Origin of the sequence: Lactobacillus selangorensis (assembly GCF_001437205.1) — a bacterium.
GTDB lineage: Bacteria > Bacillota > Bacilli > Lactobacillales > Lactobacillaceae > Paralactobacillus > Paralactobacillus selangorensis.
This window is the reverse complement of the sequence record NZ_JQAZ01000002.1, coordinates 205,593-227,192: the sequence shown is the minus strand read 5'-3', so window position 1 is coordinate 227,192 and position 21,600 is coordinate 205,593. Positions and strand designations below refer to the sequence as shown.

The following is a 21,600-nucleotide window of genomic DNA, read 5'->3' as shown; positions in this document are numbered from 1 at the left end:
TTTATTGTGTAACGGCGTTATAACGGCTATTGATTCACGATGTAATCAGGTGCTTGACCTTGGGCGACCTTGACAGCATTGTCGGCGACAATTTTGGCCATCGCAGTGCGGGCTTCGACGGTAGCGTTGCCGATGTGCGGCGTCAAAACGACGTTCGGCATCATTTTAAAACCAGCTTCGACGTTCGGCTCGTGTTCATAAACATCGAGTGCAGCCCCAGCCAGTTCGTGTTCCTGCAGGGCCGTCAATAAGGCTTGCTCATCAATCAAGGGACCACGAGCAGCGTTAATGAAGTAAGCCGTTTTCTTCATTGCCTTGAATTGATCGGCGCCTAGCATATGATGCGTGGCTGGCGTCAGCGGTGTATGAATGGTGATGACATCGGCCGTTTGAATCAATTCATCGAAAGAGACAAACCGAGCACTTAATTCGGCTTCGGTGGCTGAGTCGAGCTGATGACGCTGGGTATAAATGATCGGCATTGCGAAGGCATGCATCCGTTTCGCAACGGCTTGGCCGATCTGGCCCATGCCGATGATCCCTAAAGTTTTGCCAGCCAGCTGATGGCCTAAAAAGTATAGCGGTGCCCAGCCTTTGAAACCAGTGGTGCGCATCACGTGGTCGCCTTCAGCAATCCGATGGGTGACGGCCAGAATCAGGCCGACCGTTAATTCCGCCGTTGAAGTCGTCGAAACATAAGGCGTATTTGTTACCGGAATGTGGCGGGCAGCGGCGGCTTTCGTATCGATATTATTGAAGCCGACGCCAAAATTGGCAATCAGTTTCAAATGCGGCGCTGCAGCAATTACAGCGGCATCCACTTGCGTCGATAAGGCCGTGATTAGAATATCGACATTGGGCACCTCCTGCAGCAGCTGGTCATGCGAAATCAGCCCTTGCCCCATATAGCCATGCACCGACAAACCAGCTTGTTTCAGAATCGTCGTGGCGTTATCCGGCAGTTGTGCCGTTAAATAAACAGTTGTCATCGAATCTCCCCCTTTTGCAATTATTATAGCCGCTCTGTTCGGAAAAAATAGGAAACGCGTTTCAAGGGTGGTATTCTAAAGAAAAAAGGAGGGATTCTGATGGAGAAATGGCAGGCGGAAATGACGGCCGATGTTTGGTACGCCGATACGCTCCAGATGACGGCACATCGCAACCAAACCCGTGACCAGCTGGCCGAAATCAGTCAAATCGCTGATAATGAGCTGCGCAATGGCGAATATGCGAAATTGCTGGGGCATGTCGGGGCCGACTTTTTTGTCGAAACGGGCTTCAGCTTCAGTTTTGGCGCCAACATTACAATCGGAGATGATTTTTACGCCAATAAGGATGTCTTATTGTGCGACGAAGGCCAGATCACCATTGGCAAACACTGTAAAATCGGGCCACGAGCGGCTTTCTATACGCCGCTTCATCCATTGGACGCCGCAAAACGGCGGACAGGTGTCGAAAAGGTCGGTCCAATTACGCTTGGCGACGATGTTTGGATCGGCGGCAGTGCCACCATTTTGCCGAATGTTACCTTGGGCAATGACGTGGTCGTCGGCGCCGGCAGTGTCGTCACCAAGTCGTTCCCAAATCATGTTGTGATTGCTGGTAATCCAGCCCGAATCATTCGGCATTTAAATCAGACGGGCCATTAAAAGCAATGCAAATAAAAAAGGTAGTTCAGAATTTTCTGAACTGCCTTTAATAGTATGACTGTCGTTATGTAGTAGCTTATTCAGCGAACCACAGGGTCAAGGTTGAGTTGTCGGAGTTGGATTCGCATGTTTGCCAGCCGATTTGGCCGGAAGCAATATGTGATTGAACCAGTGCTAAAGTATTTGAATCATTCGGCTGGCCGCTGATCACAGAAACAATATGTTTGGCTTGGCCATTGAAGTAGACCGTGTCGCCCACGCCTAAACTAGCGATGTGCGTATGTAATGGACTGTTCAGTTCGACCAAGTACCGGCCTGGTAATTCGGACCAGGCAAACATTGTGTTCGTTGCTGGAACGTGGCCAGTACCGCTGAAACTGCCGATTGCTGCGGAGTAGCCGTTGACGTAGAAACCAGTTGCCGGAACAGTTTCTGACTGTGTTGTTGCGGCTGCTTGAGCAGTCTGGGTTGTCTGTGCGGCTGATGAAGAATTGGCTGCTGGTGCCGATTGACTGGAGCTGCTGGCCGGTTGCTGAACGGATTCAGACGCTGAGCTAGCGGCTACCGGTGTTGTGCTGCTGGCAGCACTAGTCGTTGTGACTGGGGTGCTCGAAGAGACTGCTTTTTTAGCGGCTGGTTTCTTGGAGCTGGATGTTGCGGCGGCTTTAACCGGTTTCTTAGTTTGAACGGATTCTGTCTTAACGTCCGCCTGTGTAGTCCGACTAGGTTGTGCGACGAAGATGCCGCCCATTAACATTGAACCTAATAAGATGCCTGTAATACCGCCAATAATACGTTTGTTGCCTTTAAGATTGATTTTACGCATAATAAGTACGCAACCGGGAAACGGCTGCTGAATATTCCCCCCATAATTGTTGAAACGATAAGTACCCCAACTGATGAATCACATGCCCCTCTAAGGCCGAAGACTTATTGCTGGTGTTTAAAAACGAATTGAATTATAATTAACAGCGAATACCTTACCATATGGATTATTAAATGTAAATGCAACTCTAGAAAGGGAAAGCGGATTAGTGCGCATTTCAGGCAGCTAGCCGCTTTTTGGTAATACTTGTTAAATAACACTTTAAGGGCGTGATTCCGCCATTGAAATCGGAAACAGCAGTTTCTTATCACATGATTAAATTACAGTTATATTACAAAAAAATATTTTTTAACGCCGTGATCTCTGAAAATAGCACAGGTCACAAACTATAAAAAAAACGACTTGGATTTTTTCCAAGCCGGTTTTTTGTTATTTAAATGAGGATGCCCTGCAGGTGGTCCATTTCGTGCTGAATGATTTGCGCAATCCATTCAGTGAAGGTCTGGGTCTGCGGCGTGAAATTCGAATCAAGGTACTGGACCGTGATCGTCTTGTAACGCTTAGCAGAACGTTGTCCAGCCAGTGAAAGGCACCCTTCCTGAGTGGTGTAAGGACCCGATTTTTGGGTAATCTTGGGATTGACCATCGGAATCGCCAGCATGCCCATTTGAACGATGATGATGTCTTTATTGACACCAATCATATTGGCAGCCATGCCGACGCACTCGTCGTGGTGCGCCTGCAGCGTATCCCGCAGATCGGTAATGACCGCCGCATCGGCCTTCGTCGCCGGCTCCGATTTCTGCGCCAAGGTTAATTGATCATGGTTGATTGGACGAATCATATGAGGAACTCCTTTGTGAAAAAATTTAATTATATTTTAGCAGAAAATAAAAAGAAGTCCTATTTAGTTAGGACTTCAAGCTATAAGAATTAGATACTGGGATCCGTGATTTTAAGTGTTCTACGATTTAGCCAAGAATCATCTGGTTTACAAATAACTCGTGCATTGTTATAGGCCATTTCAAGTGAAATAATTGTTTTAGCAACATAAACGGGACCGCCTTGTCGATTTTCTTCATCAACAATTAAAGCAAAGCTTGGGCCTAGATTTATGTTCTTTGTATCCATTACAATTGGAATTAAAAATTGAAATGGATCTTGATCGTTTCTTTCATTTCGAGCTTTAACGCGGTATTGAGGAACGATGTATTTGTAATTTCTACGTGCATTCCTAATTGCTAAGTCAATTCCGGCTTTTAGTGCTATATTTGCGTAACGTGGATTATCTTTAAAGCCATATGGCAGTCTATTATTATTGTCTTTAAAGAAATGGTTTTGGAATTCTTGTGTGTCTAGACCAACGATCTCAATATCAGGATCAAAGATGATTGATTTTAAGGTTTGTTTTGTTAAATACTGTGTCGGTGTAATTTTATCGAGTTCATTGGAGTCAATCTGAGTCATTTTTTCACCAAAGATAGGTGATTTATCTTTATTGTGCGCTCGATCATTTAAATCTTCAGCAGAGGTGACTAACATTGGATGATTCATAGTGAAGCTCGGATGCTCAGGATTAAAATGATAAAGCTTAACAAGTAAGAGAATGTCATCTCCATATTCTGAAAGTAGACCAGTATTGAATAAGGCATAACTATCATTTTTATAATTGGTCGAAATTGTCATTGTATGATCGATTTCTTTTTGAGGTGCATTAGTATCAATTAAATGATAATAATCTAAAATAATTTTTGAAATAGTTGCACCAATATAACTTTCAAGGATGTTGTAATCAGTTTTTAGACGATGATTAGCCATATATTTCTGGGAGTCAAAATTCCAAAATTCACCTGGTAAGAGCAATTTTTCAAGTTCAGTAATGAAAATATTTGCATTTTGACGTGTGGCGAATTTTAAAAGTCCGATTGAATAGCTTTCAGCTTCATCCTTGAATTCTTCCAGTGTTTCAAATTGTATTCCGATCCAGCCATTGTTATTATTACTTTGGTCTGGATGAGTATATCGATAGATTATGTATAATTGATTGTTATTTTTGCTTCTAAAAGAAGTTGGAAAACATGCAAAAGCATATTTTGCTTCCGTAGCATCAGTATCTAATTGTTCAATGCTATTTCCATCTTTGCCATATCGAAATTTTAAAAAATTATCTTTTTTGAAAGAATCTTCAACTTCTTGGTTAATTTGATTTAATGTAACATCTGCTTCTGTTTCATCAAAATCACTGGTATGGTTTGCTTTTTGATATAAAAACTTCTTTATGGTTTTAGAATGTTCTAAACGGCCTAATGAAAAAATCCCAGTATGCTCTGAATCACGACAAATTTTTGGCATAATAATTACCCCCACATTTCCTTAGTTAAAAAAAAGAAGGCTAGACAATCTAACCCTCTTTTCTGCTAGATGTTTTTGCCTCCTAATTAAAGGAGGCCGTCGATCTTTTTGACTGCTTCGACGATAATCAAACCAGTCTTGAAGATGATTGCAAATGTGTCTAACATGGTAATCCCTCCTTTAAGTTTTTTAAATATCTATTTGGGAGAGATTACATTCTTAATATAACGCTTTAGAAAGCGATTTCAATATTTTAAACTCCATTTTTAAAAAAAATCCAGTGCATTCCGCCTTTTACTTGTCCTAGTCATTTTGTTTTAATGGGCATGAAGTGAATATTGGGAGGAATCAGCGATGAAAAAGAGCATTGGGATGATTCTGGTTGTTGCGGCAACATTAACGTTGGCAGGATGTCAGTCGCAGACGAAAAGCACCAAGTCGACGGCCGCTTCGCATGAGAGTGTCAATTATGTGCAAAAGGGCTTGACGGCGGTCAAAGACAACGATTTGGCGCAGGCTGAGCAGGACTTTAAAAAGGTCGGTAGTCATCGGGCTAAACAATATCTGAAGCAGTTGCAGTATTTGGATGATGCGCAAAAAGCTTACGACCGTTCGGACTATCAATTAGCCGACCAGCAGATTGTTAAAGGATTGAAAGTTGAGGATGGTTCGCCGGCAATCACCAGCAAGCTGCAGAAATTGGATCAGAAGGTGCAGAAACGGCTGAAGCGTACGGCTAGTCAATCGTCACAAGCTGTCAGTTCGTCGAGTTCGAGTCAAGCAGCGGCCAGTTCATCATCGACCACGAATGCGGCCGATCATCAAAAGGCAGAGGAATTACGGCAGAATATTGTCAGTTCTTCAAACGGTGCGTTTGACGCCGATGCACTTGAAAAGGTGCCGGATTCGGTCGTTTTGGCAGCTGAAAAACAAGCTTCGGCCAAAGGCGGCGATGTCGGCATGACTGGCAATCTCATTGCCCAGCAATACCCGGATGTGAAGGCCAGCACGAATTCGTCGGAGACAACTGAACAGACATTGACGCATGATGTAGCGATGCAATATGTGCAGGAACATAAAGATGAATTGGATCAGGCAACGGGCTATGATAGTGTTGTTTCAGATCAGTCATTTGATAGTGTTGGGATGTACATTGTCGAGTTACGAGATCCAGATAACTCGGATGTTTGGTATAATCTAGATTTGAAGCCTGATGGCACAGTAACGCTTGGAATTTGTACTTCAATGCATTCTAATCAAATTGAAAATTGGAAATAGATTTAAAAGGCGGCACTCCTTGTAGAGCCGTTTAAAATAGCCTGAGTTTGATTTGCACATTTCTTGTGTGATTTAAACTGAGGCTTTTTTATATAAAAATTGGTTTCTTTGAACATTTAACTATCACAATCGTTTAAATTGCGTTATTATTATAATAACGGCATAAAGTTTGAAAGCAAATGATTACTTTTGCCGTTGCGCACAGTCATTTTTCGCCGGCTTAGCTCAGTTGGCAGAGCGCTGGTATAGTAAACCAGATGTCACAAGTTCAAGTCTTGTAGCCGGCATTAGATGGATCAAGTTAAAAAGGTCATGATATCGTTCATGGCCTTTTTGTGTATAACGAGGTGGTAAGATTGCCACAATCACTTCGGGTGTTCCAACCAAGCTGTGGAAGACACCTGGCTGCATCACACCAGAAGGTCATTAAGACCGTTCACTATAATGATGGCGAAACTTGGTATGATTTAGGCAGCGGTCAATGGATTAGCGGTTTATACGTTTCCGTTAAATAAGTCATCTAAAAAAGAAGCTTTCAGTATCTGTTTAAGATATTGGAAGCTTCTTTTTTGATGGCCTCAATTAGTTGTGTTGGGGCAAGAACTTTGACATTACTGCCCTGACTGAGCAGCCACATCGTGATGCCACGCAGGCCGTTCACTTGGGCTGTGATGACGACACTGCCGCCCTCGTCAGGCTGGACATTGCGGTTGGCGGCTGTAATTGCTTCTGAGGTGCCGTCTGGTAAATAACGGCGGATTACTTTGGCCGTTGGCAGACGGTCCAATGCGGCTTCGACGATTCCCCAAAATTGAAACTGAATTGTGATGGGAGCGCCGGGATACATAAACTGCGAATATTCCCGAAAAGCACCGGCTTCGAAACGGTCTTTGTAATCACGCTGAATCGGAGCTGCACTTGGTTTATAGGTTAGCAAACGATCGACACGATAGTAACGCAGCCCCTTTTCGGCGGGATTATAGGAAATCAGATAAAAATAAAATTCGGAGAAGAATAAAGCTTCTGGCAAAACATGCGCTTTGACTAAAATTTTGTCCCGGCGGCGGTAGGTAATAACGAGTGCTTGTTTCTGCAGGACATACTGGCTGAGGGCCCACAGCCGATCCAGCAGGTCAGCATGGTGCTGCAGCGGCTGGTAATGAAATTGTTCGTTTTTAATCAAAGGTTCAATCTGTTTACGGGCATCGCTATGGATCAGATTCAGCAGGCCGGTAATGGTCTGATTAAGTTCGGTCTGATTAAGGACACGACTGGCAAAGAGGACTTTGATCATCACCAGAATTTCTTCCTGATTTAATTCGTGCTGGTCGCTTTGGAGCCGATAACCGCCTCGTTCAGCGTCATAAAAAATGGTGTAGGGCAGGTGTTCGTCTTCGAAAAATAAATTTAATTGGCTGATATCACGCTGGATAGCTCGTGGCGACACTTCGAAATGGTCGGCCAGTTCACGCTTGCGTAGGGATTGACCATCTAATAGTCGGGTGTAAATAAACAATTCTCGTTGGGCAGCATTCATCATTTTTTTAATTCCTTTCTTTGCATAGACATATTCTGTCTACCTATCAGCCTATTCTAAATAGTGTTGAAAGGCAAGGAGGGATGACATGCCAGTTACAAGGAATTGGCGGCCGATTTACCGTGAGTTTGCACAGGTGGTCGGGCCAGAAAACACGCTGAAGATTGCTGAACAGTTCGGCGGCATGCAGGTGACGTTTCCGAAGCGACTGCTGACCAAGCAGGCGGAGAATCGGCTGTTGTGGCGGGATTATCAAAATGGCGCCACGATTGAAAAATTAGCGCATCAGTATGATTATTCCGAACGAACGGTGCGCCGCATTCTTCAAAAGCTGAGCTGAATGCACTGCAAGCTGCCTTCATTTTGCAAGGACAACATCATTTTTAAACAAATTGAAATTTTGATACGCTTGCGGGGGTTTTAAAGGAGGAGCACATTTACAATGGAAATCGATTTGCTGCAGGAATCCTATGCACAGCTTTACGAGCTGCTGGGAGAAGAATTGACGTTAAAGGTGTTTGAACTGTATCGGGGCCGTCAGATTTCATTTCCGATGCGGCTATACGATCGCAAAAAGGTTGCTGCACGAATCGTGGCCGAATATGACGGTCACAACATTTCGCAATTGACCAGAAAATATGATTATTCACAGCGCTGGATTCGGCAGATTCTCAAGGATGAACGGGAGCGGCAGGACAAGTGAAAGTTTACTGTTCTAGCTGCGGCCGGCCAATAACACGTAATCAGTATTATTGTCCCTATTGCGGCGCTAAAAACGAACGGTATCGGCCTGAATATATAGGACTTCTGGGATTTATGCAGCAGCATGGCTTCCTATTCTCCGTTTGTGAATGGACACTGCTACTGGTGTTTAACTATACAACCGGCGTCAGCGGCGATCTGCTGCTGATTCTGATGGTGCCGAATCTGATCATAACGGCGTTATACATGAAGATTCATCGTGTTTACGGTGCTTTGTTAACGATTTTAGGCGTACTGATGATTCTGGAAAATTTTTAAAAAAAATTGGAGGAGATTAATATGAAAAAGTATTGTACAAACTGTGGTGCTGAATTAGAGGATGGGGCTAAATTCTGCCCTAAGTGCGGTCAAGCTGTTACAGCTGAAACGAGTGCCGAAGCTCAGCCAGCTACTGCCCCGACAAGTGCCCCGACGCAGCAGGCAACGGTTGCTGCCGCTGCAGGACAGGGACCGTTAGGCCAGCCGCAGCATTTGAGCTTCTCCGACAGCATCAGTTACATTTTTGGGCACATGTTTGAATACAATTCAAATGTCCGTGACAATCAGAAATCGATTTTCTGGTACAATTATTTGCTGATTTACGTGATATCCGTTGTGTTATCAATGCTGATGACGCTGCTTGGAGTAGGCTTGTCAGTTGTAATCAGTATTGCTTTAATGGCTTTGCTGGTTGCTTCGGCCCAACGTCGCTTAAATTATTTAGGTCGAGAAGAGAATTTAGCTTGGCTGCTCTTTATTCCCGTAGTTGATTTATATATCTTTTATCTGATGTTGACGGATAAGGTGGCGGATGCCAAATGAAAAAAGGCAATAAAACAATTTGGATAATTATCGGTGCCGTTTTATTAGTGCTGGTCGTTGGTGTTGTAGTCGTTCGCCAGCAGGTAACGACACAAAACGAACTGGCCGATAATATCAATAAAGCCGTTGAAAACAAGGACGGGGCGCTGTTTCTGAAGCAATTCGACCAGAATAGCCAGGAAATCAAATTTGCGAGTGTCGGGGCCCAGAGCGTTGTCGAACAATGGCATGACCATGCAAGTCTGCCGAGCGACCAAATCGGCACATATGTAGCTGAGGGACGGTCCGTTGAGGGCACAGATGTTACCTATAAATTCTACGTCGGCACTAAAAAAGTATTCGGAATGGATAGTTATTATCTGGAAGCACGACCGACCAGCGTCACCTTCCCATACGCCGACCTGAACCAGGCGACCGTCAAACTGACAAATGGTGGCAAACGCCGGTCGATCACGGCCGATCAGTTTAAGCAAGGTTTGTTCCCTGGCAAGTACAATTTCGAAGTTTCCAATTACGATGATATTTACGATGGCAATTATTATGTCAATCTATCTGGCTCGGGTGCGAGTTATGAAGATGATTTAGATTAAAAACGACTGGGAGGTTGTTTCAAATGGCTAAAAATATGTCGAGCAAAGGGTACCGCAATGTGGCGAATACATTTCAAAAGAAGGGCAATACGGAATGGGCCGAAGCTAAAAGTGGCAAAGGCGGCTATCATTATGGGAATGCACGTGGTTTTTACAATACAGCCAGGATTGCAAACGCAAAGGCCGATGAACTTGAAAAGAAAGGCAAGTGATTTTAATGGTTGATTGTCCGGATTGTAACGGCACGGGCTGGGATTTCAGCGATGGCGGCCAGTGCGATCGTTGCGATGGAACCGGTGAAGTCGGTGCCTGGGAATTATAAGCATTCAAAAAAGGACGAACGCCATTTGACGTTTGAAGAAACCCCCTTGAATTGGAGAAAATCCAATTCAAGGGGGTTTCTGTCTTTTAAAGGAGACAGTCGTTTTAATCTAATAATTTTATAAAAGCGCTTTAAATTGCGCTATGATAGGAATCATGGAGGGGTACATATGAAAATACTATTTTCCGCAGTGGGGACGACGGATCCGTTGGGAAATAATTCGGATGGATCGATCATTCAGATTATCAAGCATGAGCATCCGAATCAGGTTTATCTTTATTAGGAAACGAATACCCCATCATCGAGGGGTCGACTGCATCAAAGATCCGTTTTATGATCACTTTAATCACAAGGAGGAAATATCATGCACATGCTGACAACTGCTCAAAAACAAACCGATATTAATACTTCTAATGGACGAGTCCTGCTTTAAGTCGTCATTGAAGACACCATCCAGGCGATGCAAAACAATGACTTCCGACGGGCGTTTGAAAATATTGAAGACATCGATTTTGCTAACTATAATGGCAATACCATCGACGAGATGTTCATTGACGGCACTGGCAAATGTTATGTTATGACTAGTAGCAATGTAGGTGCTGAGGCCAATTTTGGCAATACATTTGATCTGCTCAAAAGGGTGGTTGGATATTGGCAAGATGCTGCCCTTGCTGCACGCCTGAAAAATCCGAATTGAATCGTGACTTTTTATCAACCTCGTCAAAAAGAAGCTACTGTTGTCGAAATGGTCTACGCAATGTGTGGTTCATTTATTGATCCTGGTTATGGTGCCACTGCAAACTCACAAGGAATTGTCATAGTTTTCAATGAACTATGGGACGCATTAGGCTTAAAAAATACGGACGAAGCAAAACCGTATGATTTCAATTCGACCTTTATGCACGACAGCGCACAGCAAATGCTCGTCACGATTCTTGAACGTGCCAATGAGATTGTACAATAATGACAAACTTGCATGCAGCTTGTCACGGATAATGAGTGCCGGTTTTATTCAAAGGCATTTGCAGCAAGTGTGCCATAATTGAAAGAGCGTTTATATGTACTCAGCAGTTTTCAAAAATGAAGAACGCAGATTACTAATCTGGTGTTAAAAGGAGATAATTTTTATGATTGACTTAGACAAACCCGTTTATATCGACTTTAAACTCGGCGGTGATCTTCTGATCGGTACTGAAGAGGTTGATATTCATAAACGCACCGCACATCCGACTTTTGACATGGACGAAAATGCCATTGGCCCGATCCTTTCACCGCAAGAACGTGGTTACGAAGGGCTTGAGCATCGTCTAGCACAGTTCGTCGATGATCCTGATTACACGACAATGCCTGAAATGATCAAGATCATCGACAAAGAAGGTTCGCCAGCCGTTGATTTTCAACAAAACTTGTCAATCAACGTCAGAAATTAACACAAAGCAAACATTGCTGAAGTACAGTCTAGCTGCGGCATGAAAAGGATTTTTCCCATCAGCGAAAGGGACGAACTTTAAATCGGTTGTCGCTAGCCGCATAGTTGAGTCATTTTAATGAGATTTGATGAGACAGCTTGCAGGTGTGACGGGGAAATGCCATCACACGGGAATGCATTGCTTGTCATACTCTAAACGTGTTCGCAAGGGCTATCAATTCCGCTTAACCGACTTTTCCTAGTGAACATAAATCGCTCACAACGTCAAAGTCATGTTAATGCTCATTGATAAAAATGCCCTTGCTCACACTCTGATTATTAATCATGGAGTGTATACTGCAGCTTCATTTGCGGTTCGCCTAATGCGAGCATCTGGCCGAGCAGTTTTTCAGCGTTGGCCATGGTCAAATCAGACATTTGCTGGTTGACGCCTTCAAGGTATTGCTGCAGATTGCTCTGGTCCTTGGCAGCGGCATCGGTCTTGATTTGGATGTTGCGGCATGCGGCAACGGAAGTTTCTTCGAAGATGTTTTCTTGATCTTCGTACAAACTGAAGTTGGCGTCGCCGATGAGGGCCATGGTGCTTGTTAACCAGTAGGCCTTCGTTGTATCGCATTCGCCAGTAGTGCCTTTGTAGGCTTCTGGTGTGTCAGTAACGTTGGCATAGAATGGCACAACTGAGTTGAACGTGTTCGGTCCAAAAGCTAACCAGTGAATAGCAGCGATTTCCTTCGGCACATCGTTGCGGATTTGCAGAATATGCAATTCCTGATTCCGGTTGATGCCGATTGGACGGAATAATTTCTTTTCTTCCTTTGAGCCAAGTGAACCATAAGCATCATAAGGCGTGTTTTGATAATGCGAACTCAAAACAAACTTAACGTCTTCGATGCTGATTTTATGGTCAGTCTGGCAGATGAACGGCAAGTCTTGGTCTAATGGGTCAGTGTCGAATTCAGGGTTGAAGTACAATTGACCATACCAAGCACGAGGGTTGTTGTAACGTGTATCCTTGATTGTGGCACTCCCAAAGATATGACGCAAGTCCACTTGGTCTGGATCTGGATTCAAATGATACTTTTCGATCAGATCAGGTAAATCTTTAGCATAAAGGGTATCATCAGATTTGAAATCATAATCATCGATGTTTAAACGGTTCGGGGCAATGACATAGGCATCGTCAGGAATCCGAATAGCAGCCCAATGATGACCGCCGATGGATTCGAAGTACCAGACTTCATCCTTGTCGGAAAAGGCCATGGCATTCATTTCGTAAGTGCCGTACTTTTCGAGCAATGCGCCTAAACGCTTCACGCCGTCACGAGCAGAATGGATGTAAGGCAGCACGATGGTCGTAATATCTTCTTCGCCGATCCCATCTGGATTTAAGGGGTCAACGCCTAAAATACGCGAGTTTGAAGTAATGGTTTCGGTTGCTGTCATAGCGACGTTATCGCTGTTGATGCCAGCTGCAGCCCAGATACCATTGGTTTCAATCGCATTTGGAGTCGATGTATAACGCATCGGATCGTCTGGAAGGTCGATTTGGAATGGGCTTAAGACAGACTGATAATGACGTGGCTGGTCATCTGGATTGATCACAACAAACTTCTGCGGTTCGAGTGGGGCTGCCCCATCTTCGTTGCGGGCAATGATTGTTGAACCATCAGCAGAAGCTTTTTTACCAACTAAAACGGTGGTACAAGAACCTTTAATACGTTTTGTCATGAATATGCTTCCCTTCTTAGAATAAACTTATCTTACTCTCATTATAGGACAACGAAGCCGAAAAAACGAGGGGGCAAGTTCCTTGTTTTGTCTCATTTTAAGCATAAAATAATTGATGAGGAGTGATTTTATGAATAAAGAACGGACGGCGGCCTTTACCGATGCTGTTTTGGCGATTATCATGACTATTTTGGTCTTGGATTTAAAAAAGCCAGCCACAGTTTCCTGGGCTGGTCTATATGCGTTACATAATAACTTTTTTGCGTATGCACTGTCTTTTGCCTGGTTAGGGCTAATGTGGTATAGCCAGCATAACGCCTGGCAGCAGATTCACAAAATCAACAACGAAACAATCGTTGCGTCGCTGGTGATGCTCTTTTTTGCTTCGTTTTCCCCTTATACCACGAGCATTATGGAAGATCACTTTTTTAATGTGACGGCCCAAGTTTTGTACGGCGTGGTTGTTTTACTCGTTTCACTCAGCAACATCTGGATTTCGCATTCGCTGGATGTGGCCAATCACGTTTCCAAACGGCATTTGATGTATCAAGCTCCAGATTGGGTCACTTATTTAGATTTGGTCATTAAATTAGTCGGCATGTTCCTCACGGTGACCGTTTATCCGCCGGCGATGTCGTATGCCGTTTTGATCGACATTTTATTATTGTGCAGCATGGATTATATCGGTCATCACGTCAAAGCGTAACGACCACTTTGCCGATGCTGCGGCTGCTGGCAAGGTATTCATGGGCCTGTTGAACGTGCTCTAATGAAAAGACTTTTTCAGGTGCGACATCGATGTGTTTGGTTTCAATCAGCTGCAAGAGGTCGTTGAGGACGTTTTGAGCGACATCGCCAGAATAGAATGAGGTCAGATAACGGCCGTTGGGAATCTTGGTGATCGGGTCAAAATGATCAAGATCCCAAACACCGCCGAGCTCGCCAGTCGAACTGACGATGCCGCCCAAATTGAGATGCTGGAGTGAATCCGGCACGGCTGCGGGACCAATTAAATCGAGGATACGGTCGAATTGTGCGGACGTTTGCAAATGATTATCTGAATCCAGAATAACAGCATCATAACCGTGGTCTTTTAAGGCGGCGGTTTTTTGATTGGAACGGGTCGTTCCGGTGATGGTTAAATCGTGATTCATGGCACGTGCCAGCTTAACGGCGGTGACGCCGACACCGCTAGTTCCGCCCTGAATCAGGAGATGCTGGCTGTCTTGCAGGTTTAAACCTAGCAAGGCACCATAAGCTGTGTAGAAGGTTTCCGGAATGGTCGCCAATTCGGCCCAGCTGAGCGAACTGCGGATTGGATAAATCTGGTCGTTCGGCAGTAGGACGTATTCGGCATAGCTGCCGTCGTAAGCACGTCCCATTTCGCCCATCAGCGACATCACCTGCTGGCCGACCGGCAATTTATCTGGTGCGGTCGTCTGACTGATAATCCCGACGGCCTCGATTCCTAAAATGCGGGGAAAATGCACACTCGGTGATTTGCCTTCACGGGTGAAAATCTCAGAGTGATTGATTCCAAATCCTTTGACTTGGACCAGCGACCAGCCTGGTTTGACTTGCGGCGTCGGCACATCGGTATAGTGCAGGACTTCGGGACCGCCGGGCTGGCTGACGACAACTGCTTTCATAGCAAAAACCTCCTTTATTCAGATTATAACTGTTTGAGCAGCATCAAATCACGCTGTTTGTCAGTGCCCAGCTGGAAGATGTGGTCGCCGATTTGGTGGAATCCCATCTTTTGATAGAACTTCTTGGCTGGTTCGTTGTGTTCCCAAACGCCGAGCCAGATTTTGGTTTTGTGCTGCTGCTGAGCGACGGCCAATGCCTGGTGAATGAGCTGTGTGCCCAGACCACGATGTTTGTAGGCGGGCAGAATGTAGATTCGTTCGATTTCGAGTGTATCGCTGCCCATAGTTTCCGTCTGGGCAGAATTGACATTGACCTTCAAATAGCCGACGTTGTGGTTATCTTGTTTGATGAAGAAGAAAAAAGAATCGGGGTCGGTTAGTTCGGCGGTCAGTTTGGCCGTCCTGTAAGCTGAATCGAGGTATTCATCCATATTAGCGGCCGTATTTGCGGCGCCAAACGTGTCGGCAAAGGTAATACGGCTGATTTTTTGTAATTCAGGTAAATCAGTTAAAGTCATCGGTGTAATCATGCTGGGGTTCCTTTCTAATAATGGCGTTGGCGGCCCTTTTTGACGGACAGCCAGTTGGCAGCAACATTCTGACTCACTTGGGCGAGCAAACGGGATAGTTCGGCTCGTTCGGGTTCAGAAAGACCATTCAACGCAATCTGGGTCGAAAAATCATTTTCCCGTTTGATGAGGGGATAGAGCTGTCGTCCTTTGTCTGTGACATATAAGTGGCGGATTTTTTTGTTGGTCGGGTCGGCTTCTTTACGAATCAAATCGTTTTGGACGAGTTTTTGCAAGGCACGAGTTGCCGTCGTTTTATCGACGCACAACAATTCTGACAGTCGTTCCTGAATGATTCCAGGATGCTCGGCGATGCGGACCAAGTAGAGGTATTGGCCTTTGGCGAGGTCGATTTGTTTGAATTCGACGTTGCTGATCGAGTCGAGCGAACGGGCAATTGTGCCGATTTGACGAAGCACGTCTTCAGGCATGGAAAAACTCCTTTCTGGTTTGACAAGGGACATTGTTGTTGAGATAATCCTTAGAAATAGTGATTCGCTACCGGGCGAATGCGGCATTTAGGCAACTCCATAGGTCTTTGGAGAGTTGTCTGAATGCCTTTTTTATTTTAAAGGAGGAAATGGAAATGACATGGATTTATTTAATTGCGGCGGGTTTGTTTGAGGTTGTCTGGGCAACGACGATGAAGCTCAGCCATGGGTTCAGCAATCTGCCGTACACACTCGCAACGGTGGTCGGGATGCTGGCCAGTTTCGGTTTCTTATCATTGGCCATCAAGCATCTGCCGTTGAGTCTGGCTTATCCGATTTGGACAGGGATTGGTGCCGTTGGGTCAATCCTAGTGGGGGTCATCTTGTTCAAAGACCAGCTCCCAGCCTTGACGTGGGTGTTCATTATTATGCTGGTGGTCGGCATTGTCGGCATCAAAGTGACGAGCGGCCAGTGAATATTATAGTTGCATTTGCAACTAAATTCAAGGCGAAGAAAAAATCCAATCAGCTTGGATTTTCAATGTAACGATTTAAAAAGGCTGCGACGTGAGTCCGATAAGCGGCTGGATCAATCCAGAAACTTTCAGCATGGGAAGCATCAGGGACAATCCACTTTTCCTTCGGCCCTTGTGTGGCGGCATAGTTGTCGTTAAGCATTGCCGTTGGGACGTAAACGTCTTTTTCACCATGAATAAAAAAGATTGGGCGTTTGTTTTTGCGTAATTGTTTGACAGAGGAGACTTGTTTGAGCCTGAAACCTTGGCGGCGCCAGTTGATAAAACTGACGGCCGGAACCAGCGGATATTTCGGCAAATGAAAAGTCCGTTTCAGCAAATAGGATAATTCGTCATCGATATCCGAATATCCGCAATCGGCGATGATGCATTTGACTTGGGACGGCATCTCTTCGCCGCTCATCATTTCGACGGTTGCACCGCCCATTGAAACGCCAAACAGGACGATTTGACTGTGCTGGCCGAGCCGCTTAATCAGGTCATCGACCCAGCGCAAATAATCAAAGCGGTCGAGCCAGCCGAAGGTAATGTATTTGCCAGCGGAATGACCATGGGCCCGACTGTCAGGCAGCAGGACGTTGTAGCCCATTTCATGGAACATTTTGGCGTAATTGGCCATTGTTTCGCCGTTGCCTTTGTAGCCGTGTGCAATGATGACGGCTTTTGTCGTCGCTTGTTCGGCCGGCACATAGGTTGCTACCAATTGATAGGCTGTATCTTCATTCAGATACCATTCTTGAGTTGGCTGCTGATGGAGCCAATCAACGTATGCATAATACTGGTCGGCATACTTCTGTTTGTCGGCCGATGTCGGCGGGACTTCCGGTACTCGTTTGAAGGCATACCGGTATAAATATTCAGCGGACGTGATCAGACCAGTCACAGTGAGTGCCGGCACGGCCAATTCCGTAATTCGTTTTGCTTTTTTCATGGGACACGCCTCACTTTCAGATTGAATCTATCTAATAGTAGTAACACGGCCAGCCGGATTTTTCAATTCCGGTGCTAAAGCTGTGACTTGAAGTCAATTTTAGGAGCGCGAACCATTCAAAATGGCGTCAAAAATCAATTGCCGGACCCGTTCGAAGGGCTGTTCCGCGGCTGTATATTTGCCATGATGAATATTATCGGCCTGTAGTTTGATATTGGAAAGAATCGTATTTTGCAGGAGGGAGAGGTCGACTTGTTTGAAAAGACCAGTTTGCTGGCCTTTTTTTAATGTCACCAATAATTCGGCATTGGCGGCGTTGAGGTCGTCGGGTTTGGCGACTAGATGCTGATACGAGTAGGAGCGTAGAATCTTCTGGATTACATTCAGGCTGGTCGGATGCTGTAGGGCAAACTGAAAAAGGGCATCAAGCTGACTGGCAAACTGACCGAATAAATCGGTGGCCGGCACCTGCGTATCATGAACGAACTGACTCATGGCATCGACTTCACGGATGAAGACATGTTTGATTAAGTCATCCCGATTTTTGAAATAAATATAAATATTGGATTGCGAAATGCCGACTTTTTTCGCCACTTGCGTCGTCGACACCATGGCAACATCTTGGCGATCGATCAGTTGGACCGTCGCATCAATAATCTGCTGGTATTTTTCTGGATTTTTCTTTTTCATCATAAAAGTAGTTTAACAGTTGACAAAAGATAAGTCTATCTCTATAATCATAAAAGATTAAATTATCTTTTATGGAGGCCATTCACTTATGAAAATGACATTATTAGGTTCCTTAGGACACATCAATCAATTTGTAATTCCTCGTTTAATTGCAGACGGCAATGAAGTGACTGTGATTACGACCAACCCTGACCGTCAGGAAGCTATTCGGACGTTAGGGGCGCAGCCGGCTGTTGGCACGATGACGGATGCTGCGTTTCTGACCCAGCAGTTTACCGGACGGGACGTCGTTTATCTGATGTTTTCATCGCATGGCAACCCGGCCGCAGTGACCAATATGACAGCTAGTGCTCAGCAGCAGGCCGATATTTATAAGCAGGCCATTCAGCAGTCTGGCGTCAAACACGTCGTCGATCTCAGCAGTGTGGGTGCTAATTTAGGTCCTGAAGTCGGCGGCCTTTATATCTACAACATTATCGAACGGACTTTGAAGCAGCTGGATGATGTGCAGTATACGTTTGTACGGCCAGTCGGGTTCTACACGAATTTATTTGCCTATATTCCTGGTATTAAAGCACACCATGAGATTGCGACCAACTTAAGCGGTACGATGAAAAATGCCTGGGTGGCACCTAGCGACATTGCCGAAGTCGTTTATCAGGCACTCAGTTCAGCCACTGCACAAACTGAGAATCAGGTCCACTATGCGGCCAGTGACGCCTTTACTGGTAATGAACTCGTGGCGGCGTTGCGAACAGCACTGGATATGCCTGATTTGAAGTGGCACGAACTGACAGATGCCGAACAACTGGCGCATGATAAAGCAATCGGCTTCAGCAAAGAGTGGGCCGAAGCTGCCACTAAAATGAATTCCGTTCGGCGCACAGAAGACTTTTATGCCGACTTCCGCAATCACATTCAGGACTGGGGCCAAGTCAAACTGACCGACTTTCTGCCGGACTTTGTCGCACAGTATCAAAAGCAGGAATAATTGCGCAAGCATTTGGAGAAAATCCAAATGCTTTTTTTTATTGATACAGCTTTTAAATCCTCACTGTTTTAACGCGCTTTGGTCTAAACGTGCTCCAAAGCGCAAACAGTTCGTTTAAGTCGGTGCAGTCTAAATCCGCAAACCGGGATTTTGTCTGCACCTTCCTTAATCCTCACTGTTTTAACACTCTTTGTCGCACTCTTTTTTTTGCGTTTTGTTCGCCATTTTGGTGTGGCTGGCGTAAGATGTGGATAGGACGAGAATTAGATTGGCAGGCTTTGGGGTGAGCATTTTCAAGGTATCCGAATTTGTTATTTTTAAAAAAGCAGTGTGCTGAAAATATTTTTAGGTAAGCGGAAAATCACAAGGGACACGTCATTTTGGCGAGCAGCCTTTGTTTTCTGAAAGCCGTTATGTTCGATGCCCCTAAAAATTAGTTTCGCAGCCATTGACTTTGCCTTAAAAATAACTAATAATACGTATTGGAAATAAATTGAATACTCGATTGAAAAAGTGTTCAACCTGAATTTCTAAACCAATAGAAAAGAGGGCTTTGTGGTGAACAAAAATCATGAGAAAGCACACGAAAAAATGTTTCAATCCACTGGTGGAGAGAGCAAGAGTTTATCAGAAGTCAACGGTAGTATCGAGGTACCTAAGGGGAGCGGCTTCTGGAAAACGTTAATCACGTTCACAGGACCCGGCGCACTGATTGCCGTTGGTTACATGGACCCTGGGAACTGGATTACGTCAATCGCCGGTGGTGCGCAGTTTAAGTACCAATTACTGTCAGTTGTTTTAATCTCGAGTCTGATTGCGATGCTGCTGCAATCGATGGCATCACGGTTAGGAATCGTGACGGGAAAAGATTTAGCTGAATTGATTCGGGAGCGAACGACGAAACGAGTCGGAATCTTCCTCTGGATTATTACTGAATTAGCTATTATGGCGACCGATGTGGCTGAAATCATCGGTTCGGCGATTGCCTTGGAGTTGATTTTCAAGATTCCATTGATTGCTGGTATCATCATTACATCATTTGATGTTTTGCTGCTGCTGTTGCTGATGAAATTAGGGTTCAGAAAAATCGAAGCAATTGTGGCTACTTTAGTCGGTGTGATTGTCTTAGTCTTCCTATATGAAGTAGTACTGGCCAAACCAGATATCGCTCAGATGTTTGCCGGTTATGTGCCGACTTCGAAGATTATCACCAATAAACCGATGCTGTACCTGACTTTAGGGATTGTTGGGGCTACGGTCATGCCGCATGATTTGTACTTGGGCTCTTCGATTTCGCAGACACGGAAGGTCGATCGCAGCAACGAAGAAGATGTTGCTCGTGCGATTCACTTTACGAATATTGATTCCAATATTCAATTGACTGTTGCCTTTGTCGTCAACAGTCTGCTGCTAATTTTAGGGGCAGCGTTATTCTACGGCACGAATAGTTCGCTCGGCCGGTTCGTTGATTTATTCAACGCTCTGAGCAACAGCAAGGTGGTTGGGAGTATTGCCAGCCCAATGCTGAGTATGTTATTTGCGATTGCACTGTTAGCGTCCGGTCAGAGTTCGACCATTACCGGAACGCTGTCAGGACAGATTATCATGGAAGGCTTCATTGAACTGAAGATGCCATTATGGGCACAGCGTTTGCTGACACGTCTGCTGTCTGTCACACCAGTTATTATTTTCGCCATTTATTATCACGGTAATGAAGCTAAAATCGAAAATCTGCTGACGTTCTCGCAGGTCTTCCTGAGTGTCGCCTTGCCATTTGCGGCGATTCCATTAGTAATGTACACCGATAATAAGAAACTGATGGGTCGGTTTGCCAATAAACGCTGGGTCAGCTTGGCCGCCTGGATTTCAACGATTGTCTTGGTCATCTTGAATATTTATCTGATTTTGCAGACATTCGGTATTTTATAGAAAAGTATGAAGACTTTGAGGAGATTTCCGCAAAGCCTTTTTTTCTGCCTAAAATGTTTTATCCTTAATAGGGAGGCGGTTTGAAAATGACAACACGATATACAGCTGAGCTCGACCCATTGAATGGTACCAATGTGCATGGTCACGTTCAGCTTGAGCTGAGCGGGGACATGCTGAAACTCTGGATCAATTTATATGCGGCGACACCTGAGCTGGCGTATCACATTCAGCTGACACCCTATGTAGCCGAACGGGATCAGGCGTTGATTGATAACGCCGAAATGGAAACCGAAACGGTTACGGCCGCACTGGGACAGCAGCTTTTAGACGTTTCAGCAGCGCAACAGGAATTGATTGCCAATGCAGATGGCGAATTGATTCTGACAGAACAATTTGCGTTGCCGGAGAAGCTACAGCAATTGGATCAATTTGTTTTATACGTTTTCGAAGAAGAAACAGCGCATGCGGTCGCAGTCGGTGCACTCGACATTGCTTAATGTTTCACATGAAACGTTCGTCTGCGTTGACGCTCTAAATAAAAATCGATAAGATGAAACGGAAGCTTGTACCGGTTGATGTTCAAGCAGGATGGAGGGATTT

28 protein-coding genes and 1 tRNA gene are annotated in these 21,600 nt (G+C 44.9%); 18 read left to right on the top strand and 11 right to left on the bottom strand.

Going from position 1 to position 21,600, the window contains the following annotated elements:
• Positions 1–26: 26 nt before the first annotated feature.
• The gene (locus IV40_RS03670) at positions 27–989 is read right to left on the bottom strand and encodes a 2-hydroxyacid dehydrogenase family protein (RefSeq protein WP_057769028.1); all 963 of its coding nucleotides are present in this window, start codon (positions 987–989) and stop codon (positions 27–29) included.
• Positions 990–1,088: 99 nt separating this feature from the next.
• Here IV40_RS03670 and IV40_RS03665 point away from each other — a divergent pair, with 99 nt between their 5' ends.
• Positions 1,089–1,649 (top strand): sugar O-acetyltransferase, encoded by a 561-nt coding sequence (locus tag IV40_RS03665; RefSeq protein WP_057769027.1) that lies wholly within the window; start codon positions 1,089–1,091, stop codon positions 1,647–1,649.
• A 76-nt stretch (positions 1,650–1,725) separates the two neighbouring features.
• Here the strand turns inward: IV40_RS03665 and IV40_RS03660 are convergent, their stop codons facing one another.
• From IV40_RS03660 to IV40_RS03650, 3 genes are all read right to left on the bottom strand, one after another.
• Complete coding sequence (locus IV40_RS03660) at positions 1,726–2,475, bottom strand: hypothetical protein (RefSeq protein WP_057769026.1); 750 nt, start codon at positions 2,473–2,475, stop codon at positions 1,726–1,728.
• Positions 2,476–2,908: 433 nt separating this feature from the next.
• Positions 2,909–3,319 (bottom strand): peptide deformylase, encoded by a 411-nt coding sequence (locus IV40_RS03655; RefSeq protein ID WP_057769025.1) that lies wholly within the window; start codon positions 3,317–3,319, stop codon positions 2,909–2,911.
• Between the two features lie 89 nt (positions 3,320–3,408).
• Positions 3,409–4,827: a DUF3825 domain-containing protein gene (locus IV40_RS03650; protein ID WP_057769024.1), complete on the bottom strand. Its 1,419-nt coding sequence runs from the start codon at positions 4,825–4,827 to the stop codon at positions 3,409–3,411.
• Positions 4,828–5,181: 354 nt separating this feature from the next.
• Between IV40_RS03650 and IV40_RS03645 the strand changes: the two genes are divergently transcribed.
• The 3 genes from IV40_RS03645 (at position 5,182) to IV40_RS10710 (ending at position 6,620) form a co-directional block, all read left to right on the top strand.
• Positions 5,182–6,105, top strand: a complete 924-nt coding sequence (locus IV40_RS03645) for an outer membrane protein assembly factor BamD (protein WP_057769023.1) — start codon at positions 5,182–5,184, stop codon at positions 6,103–6,105.
• 214 nt (positions 6,106–6,319) lie between these two features.
• Positions 6,320–6,392 (top strand) — tRNA-Thr (locus IV40_RS03640).
• 69 nt (positions 6,393–6,461) lie between these two features.
• Positions 6,462–6,620: a hypothetical protein gene (locus IV40_RS10710; protein WP_156404221.1), complete on the top strand. Its 159-nt coding sequence runs from the start codon at positions 6,462–6,464 to the stop codon at positions 6,618–6,620.
• A 20-nt stretch (positions 6,621–6,640) separates the two neighbouring features.
• Here IV40_RS10710 and IV40_RS03635 read toward each other — a convergent pair whose 3' ends face one another.
• The gene (locus tag IV40_RS03635; RefSeq protein ID WP_057769022.1) at positions 6,641–7,645 is read right to left on the bottom strand and encodes a helix-turn-helix transcriptional regulator; all 1,005 of its coding nucleotides are present in this window, start codon (positions 7,643–7,645) and stop codon (positions 6,641–6,643) included.
• A gap of 85 nt (positions 7,646–7,730) precedes the next feature.
• Here IV40_RS03635 and IV40_RS03630 point away from each other — a divergent pair, with 85 nt between their 5' ends.
• From IV40_RS03630 to IV40_RS03590, 9 genes are all read left to right on the top strand, one after another.
• The gene (locus tag IV40_RS03630; RefSeq protein ID WP_057769021.1) at positions 7,731–7,982 is read left to right on the top strand and encodes a Mor transcription activator family protein; all 252 of its coding nucleotides are present in this window, start codon (positions 7,731–7,733) and stop codon (positions 7,980–7,982) included.
• A 102-nt stretch (positions 7,983–8,084) separates the two neighbouring features.
• A complete protein-coding gene (locus IV40_RS03625; protein ID WP_057769020.1) occupies positions 8,085–8,345 on the top strand; it encodes a Mor transcription activator family protein in 261 nt (86 codons plus the stop codon).
• Positions 8,342–8,662, top strand: a complete 321-nt coding sequence (locus IV40_RS10705; protein WP_156404220.1) for a zinc ribbon domain-containing protein — start codon at positions 8,342–8,344, stop codon at positions 8,660–8,662. Before IV40_RS03625 ends, IV40_RS10705 begins: the two co-directional genes overlap by 4 nt.
• Positions 8,663–8,683: 21 nt before the next feature.
• The gene (locus IV40_RS03615) at positions 8,684–9,205 is read left to right on the top strand and encodes a zinc ribbon domain-containing protein (protein ID WP_057769018.1); all 522 of its coding nucleotides are present in this window, start codon (positions 8,684–8,686) and stop codon (positions 9,203–9,205) included.
• Entirely contained in the window at positions 9,202–9,795 is a 594-nt protein-coding gene (locus IV40_RS03610) for a hypothetical protein (RefSeq protein WP_057769017.1), read from the top strand. The genes IV40_RS03615 and IV40_RS03610 overlap by 4 nt, the downstream gene beginning before the upstream one ends.
• A 23-nt stretch (positions 9,796–9,818) precedes the next feature.
• Entirely contained in the window at positions 9,819–10,007 is a 189-nt protein-coding gene (locus IV40_RS03605; RefSeq protein WP_057769016.1) for a hypothetical protein, read from the top strand.
• A 570-nt stretch (positions 10,008–10,577) separates the two neighbouring features.
• Positions 10,578–10,814: a hypothetical protein gene (locus tag IV40_RS03600; protein ID WP_057769015.1), complete on the top strand. Its 237-nt coding sequence runs from the start codon at positions 10,578–10,580 to the stop codon at positions 10,812–10,814.
• 3 nt (positions 10,815–10,817) lie between these two features.
• The gene (locus tag IV40_RS03595; protein WP_156404219.1) at positions 10,818–11,081 is read left to right on the top strand and encodes a hypothetical protein; all 264 of its coding nucleotides are present in this window, start codon (positions 10,818–10,820) and stop codon (positions 11,079–11,081) included.
• A gap of 163 nt (positions 11,082–11,244) precedes the next feature.
• Positions 11,245–11,547: a hypothetical protein gene (locus IV40_RS03590; protein WP_057769013.1), complete on the top strand. Its 303-nt coding sequence runs from the start codon at positions 11,245–11,247 to the stop codon at positions 11,545–11,547.
• A gap of 317 nt (positions 11,548–11,864) precedes the next feature.
• On the opposite strand, the gene IV40_RS03585 is transcribed toward IV40_RS03590, so the two are convergent.
• Positions 11,865–13,274 (bottom strand): C69 family dipeptidase, encoded by a 1,410-nt coding sequence (locus IV40_RS03585; RefSeq protein WP_057769012.1) that lies wholly within the window; start codon positions 13,272–13,274, stop codon positions 11,865–11,867.
• A 130-nt stretch (positions 13,275–13,404) separates the two neighbouring features.
• Here IV40_RS03585 and IV40_RS03580 point away from each other — a divergent pair, with 130 nt between their 5' ends.
• Entirely contained in the window at positions 13,405–13,980 is a 576-nt protein-coding gene (locus tag IV40_RS03580; RefSeq protein ID WP_057769011.1) for a TMEM175 family protein, read from the top strand.
• On the opposite strand, the gene IV40_RS03575 is transcribed toward IV40_RS03580, so the two are convergent.
• From IV40_RS03575 to IV40_RS03565, 3 genes are read right to left on the bottom strand one after another with little or no spacing between them, the layout of a single operon-like run.
• Positions 13,970–14,923 carry a zinc-binding alcohol dehydrogenase family protein gene (locus IV40_RS03575; RefSeq protein WP_057769010.1) on the bottom strand — a complete coding sequence of 318 codons (954 nt, stop codon included), beginning with the start codon at positions 14,921–14,923 and terminating at the stop codon, positions 13,970–13,972. The two genes, IV40_RS03580 and IV40_RS03575, sit on opposite strands and share 11 nt — an antisense overlap.
• 23 nt (positions 14,924–14,946) lie before the next feature.
• Positions 14,947–15,453, bottom strand: coding sequence for a GNAT family N-acetyltransferase (locus tag IV40_RS03570; RefSeq protein WP_057769009.1), 507 nt, complete (start codon positions 15,451–15,453; stop codon positions 14,947–14,949).
• Between the two features lie 14 nt (positions 15,454–15,467).
• Positions 15,468–15,923, bottom strand: a complete 456-nt coding sequence (locus IV40_RS03565) for a MarR family winged helix-turn-helix transcriptional regulator (protein WP_057769008.1) — start codon at positions 15,921–15,923, stop codon at positions 15,468–15,470.
• A 155-nt stretch (positions 15,924–16,078) separates the two neighbouring features.
• Here IV40_RS03565 and IV40_RS03560 point away from each other — a divergent pair, with 155 nt between their 5' ends.
• On the top strand, positions 16,079–16,399 hold the full coding sequence (locus IV40_RS03560; RefSeq protein ID WP_057769007.1) for a DMT family transporter: 321 nt from the start codon (positions 16,079–16,081) through the stop codon (positions 16,397–16,399).
• Positions 16,400–16,448: 49 nt separating this feature from the next.
• On the opposite strand, the gene IV40_RS03555 is transcribed toward IV40_RS03560, so the two are convergent.
• Entirely contained in the window at positions 16,449–17,390 is a 942-nt protein-coding gene (locus IV40_RS03555; protein ID WP_057769006.1) for an alpha/beta hydrolase, read from the bottom strand.
• A 99-nt stretch (positions 17,391–17,489) separates the two neighbouring features.
• Positions 17,490–18,083: a TetR/AcrR family transcriptional regulator gene (locus tag IV40_RS03550; RefSeq protein ID WP_057769005.1), complete on the bottom strand. Its 594-nt coding sequence runs from the start codon at positions 18,081–18,083 to the stop codon at positions 17,490–17,492.
• A gap of 85 nt (positions 18,084–18,168) precedes the next feature.
• Here IV40_RS03550 and IV40_RS03545 point away from each other — a divergent pair, with 85 nt between their 5' ends.
• The 3 genes from IV40_RS03545 (at position 18,169) to IV40_RS03535 (ending at position 21,497) form a co-directional block, all read left to right on the top strand.
• On the top strand, positions 18,169–19,071 hold the full coding sequence (locus IV40_RS03545) for an SDR family oxidoreductase (protein ID WP_057769004.1): 903 nt from the start codon (positions 18,169–18,171) through the stop codon (positions 19,069–19,071).
• 591 nt (positions 19,072–19,662) lie between these two features.
• A complete protein-coding gene (locus tag IV40_RS03540) occupies positions 19,663–21,000 on the top strand; it encodes an Nramp family divalent metal transporter (RefSeq protein ID WP_057769253.1) in 1,338 nt (445 codons plus the stop codon).
• 86 nt (positions 21,001–21,086) lie between these two features.
• Positions 21,087–21,497 (top strand): hypothetical protein, encoded by a 411-nt coding sequence (locus tag IV40_RS03535; RefSeq protein ID WP_057769003.1) that lies wholly within the window; start codon positions 21,087–21,089, stop codon positions 21,495–21,497.
• Positions 21,498–21,600 lie beyond the last annotated feature (103 nt).

Excerpts from the sequence above, each read along its gene's own strand:
- IV40_RS03585 (WP_057769012.1), bottom strand. The coding sequence starts at position 13,274 with ATGACAAAACGTATTAAAGGTTCTTGTACCACCGTTTTAGTTGGTAAA.
- IV40_RS03630 (WP_057769021.1), top strand. The coding sequence starts at position 7,731 with ATGCCAGTTACAAGGAATTGGCGGCCGATTTACCGTGAGTTTGCACAG.
- IV40_RS03615 (WP_057769018.1), top strand. The coding sequence starts at position 8,684 with ATGAAAAAGTATTGTACAAACTGTGGTGCTGAATTAGAGGATGGGGCT.
- IV40_RS03580 (WP_057769011.1), top strand. The coding sequence starts at position 13,405 with ATGAATAAAGAACGGACGGCGGCCTTTACCGATGCTGTTTTGGCGATT.
- IV40_RS03600 (WP_057769015.1), top strand. The coding sequence starts at position 10,578 with ATGCAAAACAATGACTTCCGACGGGCGTTTGAAAATATTGAAGACATC.
- IV40_RS03625 (WP_057769020.1), top strand. The coding sequence starts at position 8,085 with ATGGAAATCGATTTGCTGCAGGAATCCTATGCACAGCTTTACGAGCTG.
- IV40_RS03555 (WP_057769006.1), bottom strand. The coding sequence starts at position 17,390 with ATGAAAAAAGCAAAACGAATTACGGAATTGGCCGTGCCGGCACTCACT.
- IV40_RS03610 (WP_057769017.1), top strand. The coding sequence starts at position 9,202 with ATGAAAAAAGGCAATAAAACAATTTGGATAATTATCGGTGCCGTTTTA.
- IV40_RS03570 (WP_057769009.1), bottom strand. The coding sequence starts at position 15,453 with ATGATTACACCGATGACTTTAACTGATTTACCTGAATTACAAAAAATC.
- IV40_RS03560 (WP_057769007.1), top strand. The coding sequence starts at position 16,079 with ATGACATGGATTTATTTAATTGCGGCGGGTTTGTTTGAGGTTGTCTGG.
- IV40_RS03605 (WP_057769016.1), top strand. The coding sequence starts at position 9,819 with ATGGCTAAAAATATGTCGAGCAAAGGGTACCGCAATGTGGCGAATACA.
- IV40_RS03535 (WP_057769003.1), top strand. The coding sequence starts at position 21,087 with ATGACAACACGATATACAGCTGAGCTCGACCCATTGAATGGTACCAAT.
- IV40_RS03540 (WP_057769253.1), top strand. The coding sequence starts at position 19,663 with ATGTTTCAATCCACTGGTGGAGAGAGCAAGAGTTTATCAGAAGTCAAC.
- IV40_RS03655 (WP_057769025.1), bottom strand. The coding sequence starts at position 3,319 with ATGATTCGTCCAATCAACCATGATCAATTAACCTTGGCGCAGAAATCG.
- IV40_RS03650 (WP_057769024.1), bottom strand. The coding sequence starts at position 4,827 with ATGCCAAAAATTTGTCGTGATTCAGAGCATACTGGGATTTTTTCATTA.
- IV40_RS03550 (WP_057769005.1), bottom strand. The coding sequence starts at position 18,083 with ATGATGAAAAAGAAAAATCCAGAAAAATACCAGCAGATTATTGATGCG.
- IV40_RS03545 (WP_057769004.1), top strand. The coding sequence starts at position 18,169 with ATGAAAATGACATTATTAGGTTCCTTAGGACACATCAATCAATTTGTA.
- IV40_RS03565 (WP_057769008.1), bottom strand. The coding sequence starts at position 15,923 with ATGCCTGAAGACGTGCTTCGTCAAATCGGCACAATTGCCCGTTCGCTC.
- IV40_RS03635 (WP_057769022.1), bottom strand. The coding sequence starts at position 7,645 with ATGATGAATGCTGCCCAACGAGAATTGTTTATTTACACCCGACTATTA.
- IV40_RS03645 (WP_057769023.1), top strand. The coding sequence starts at position 5,182 with ATGAAAAAGAGCATTGGGATGATTCTGGTTGTTGCGGCAACATTAACG.
- IV40_RS03660 (WP_057769026.1), bottom strand. The coding sequence starts at position 2,475 with ATGCGTAAAATCAATCTTAAAGGCAACAAACGTATTATTGGCGGTATT.
- IV40_RS03670 (WP_057769028.1), bottom strand. The coding sequence starts at position 989 with ATGACAACTGTTTATTTAACGGCACAACTGCCGGATAACGCCACGACG.
- IV40_RS03590 (WP_057769013.1), top strand. The coding sequence starts at position 11,245 with ATGATTGACTTAGACAAACCCGTTTATATCGACTTTAAACTCGGCGGT.
- IV40_RS03665 (WP_057769027.1), top strand. The coding sequence starts at position 1,089 with ATGGAGAAATGGCAGGCGGAAATGACGGCCGATGTTTGGTACGCCGAT.
- IV40_RS03575 (WP_057769010.1), bottom strand. The coding sequence starts at position 14,923 with ATGAAAGCAGTTGTCGTCAGCCAGCCCGGCGGTCCCGAAGTCCTGCAC.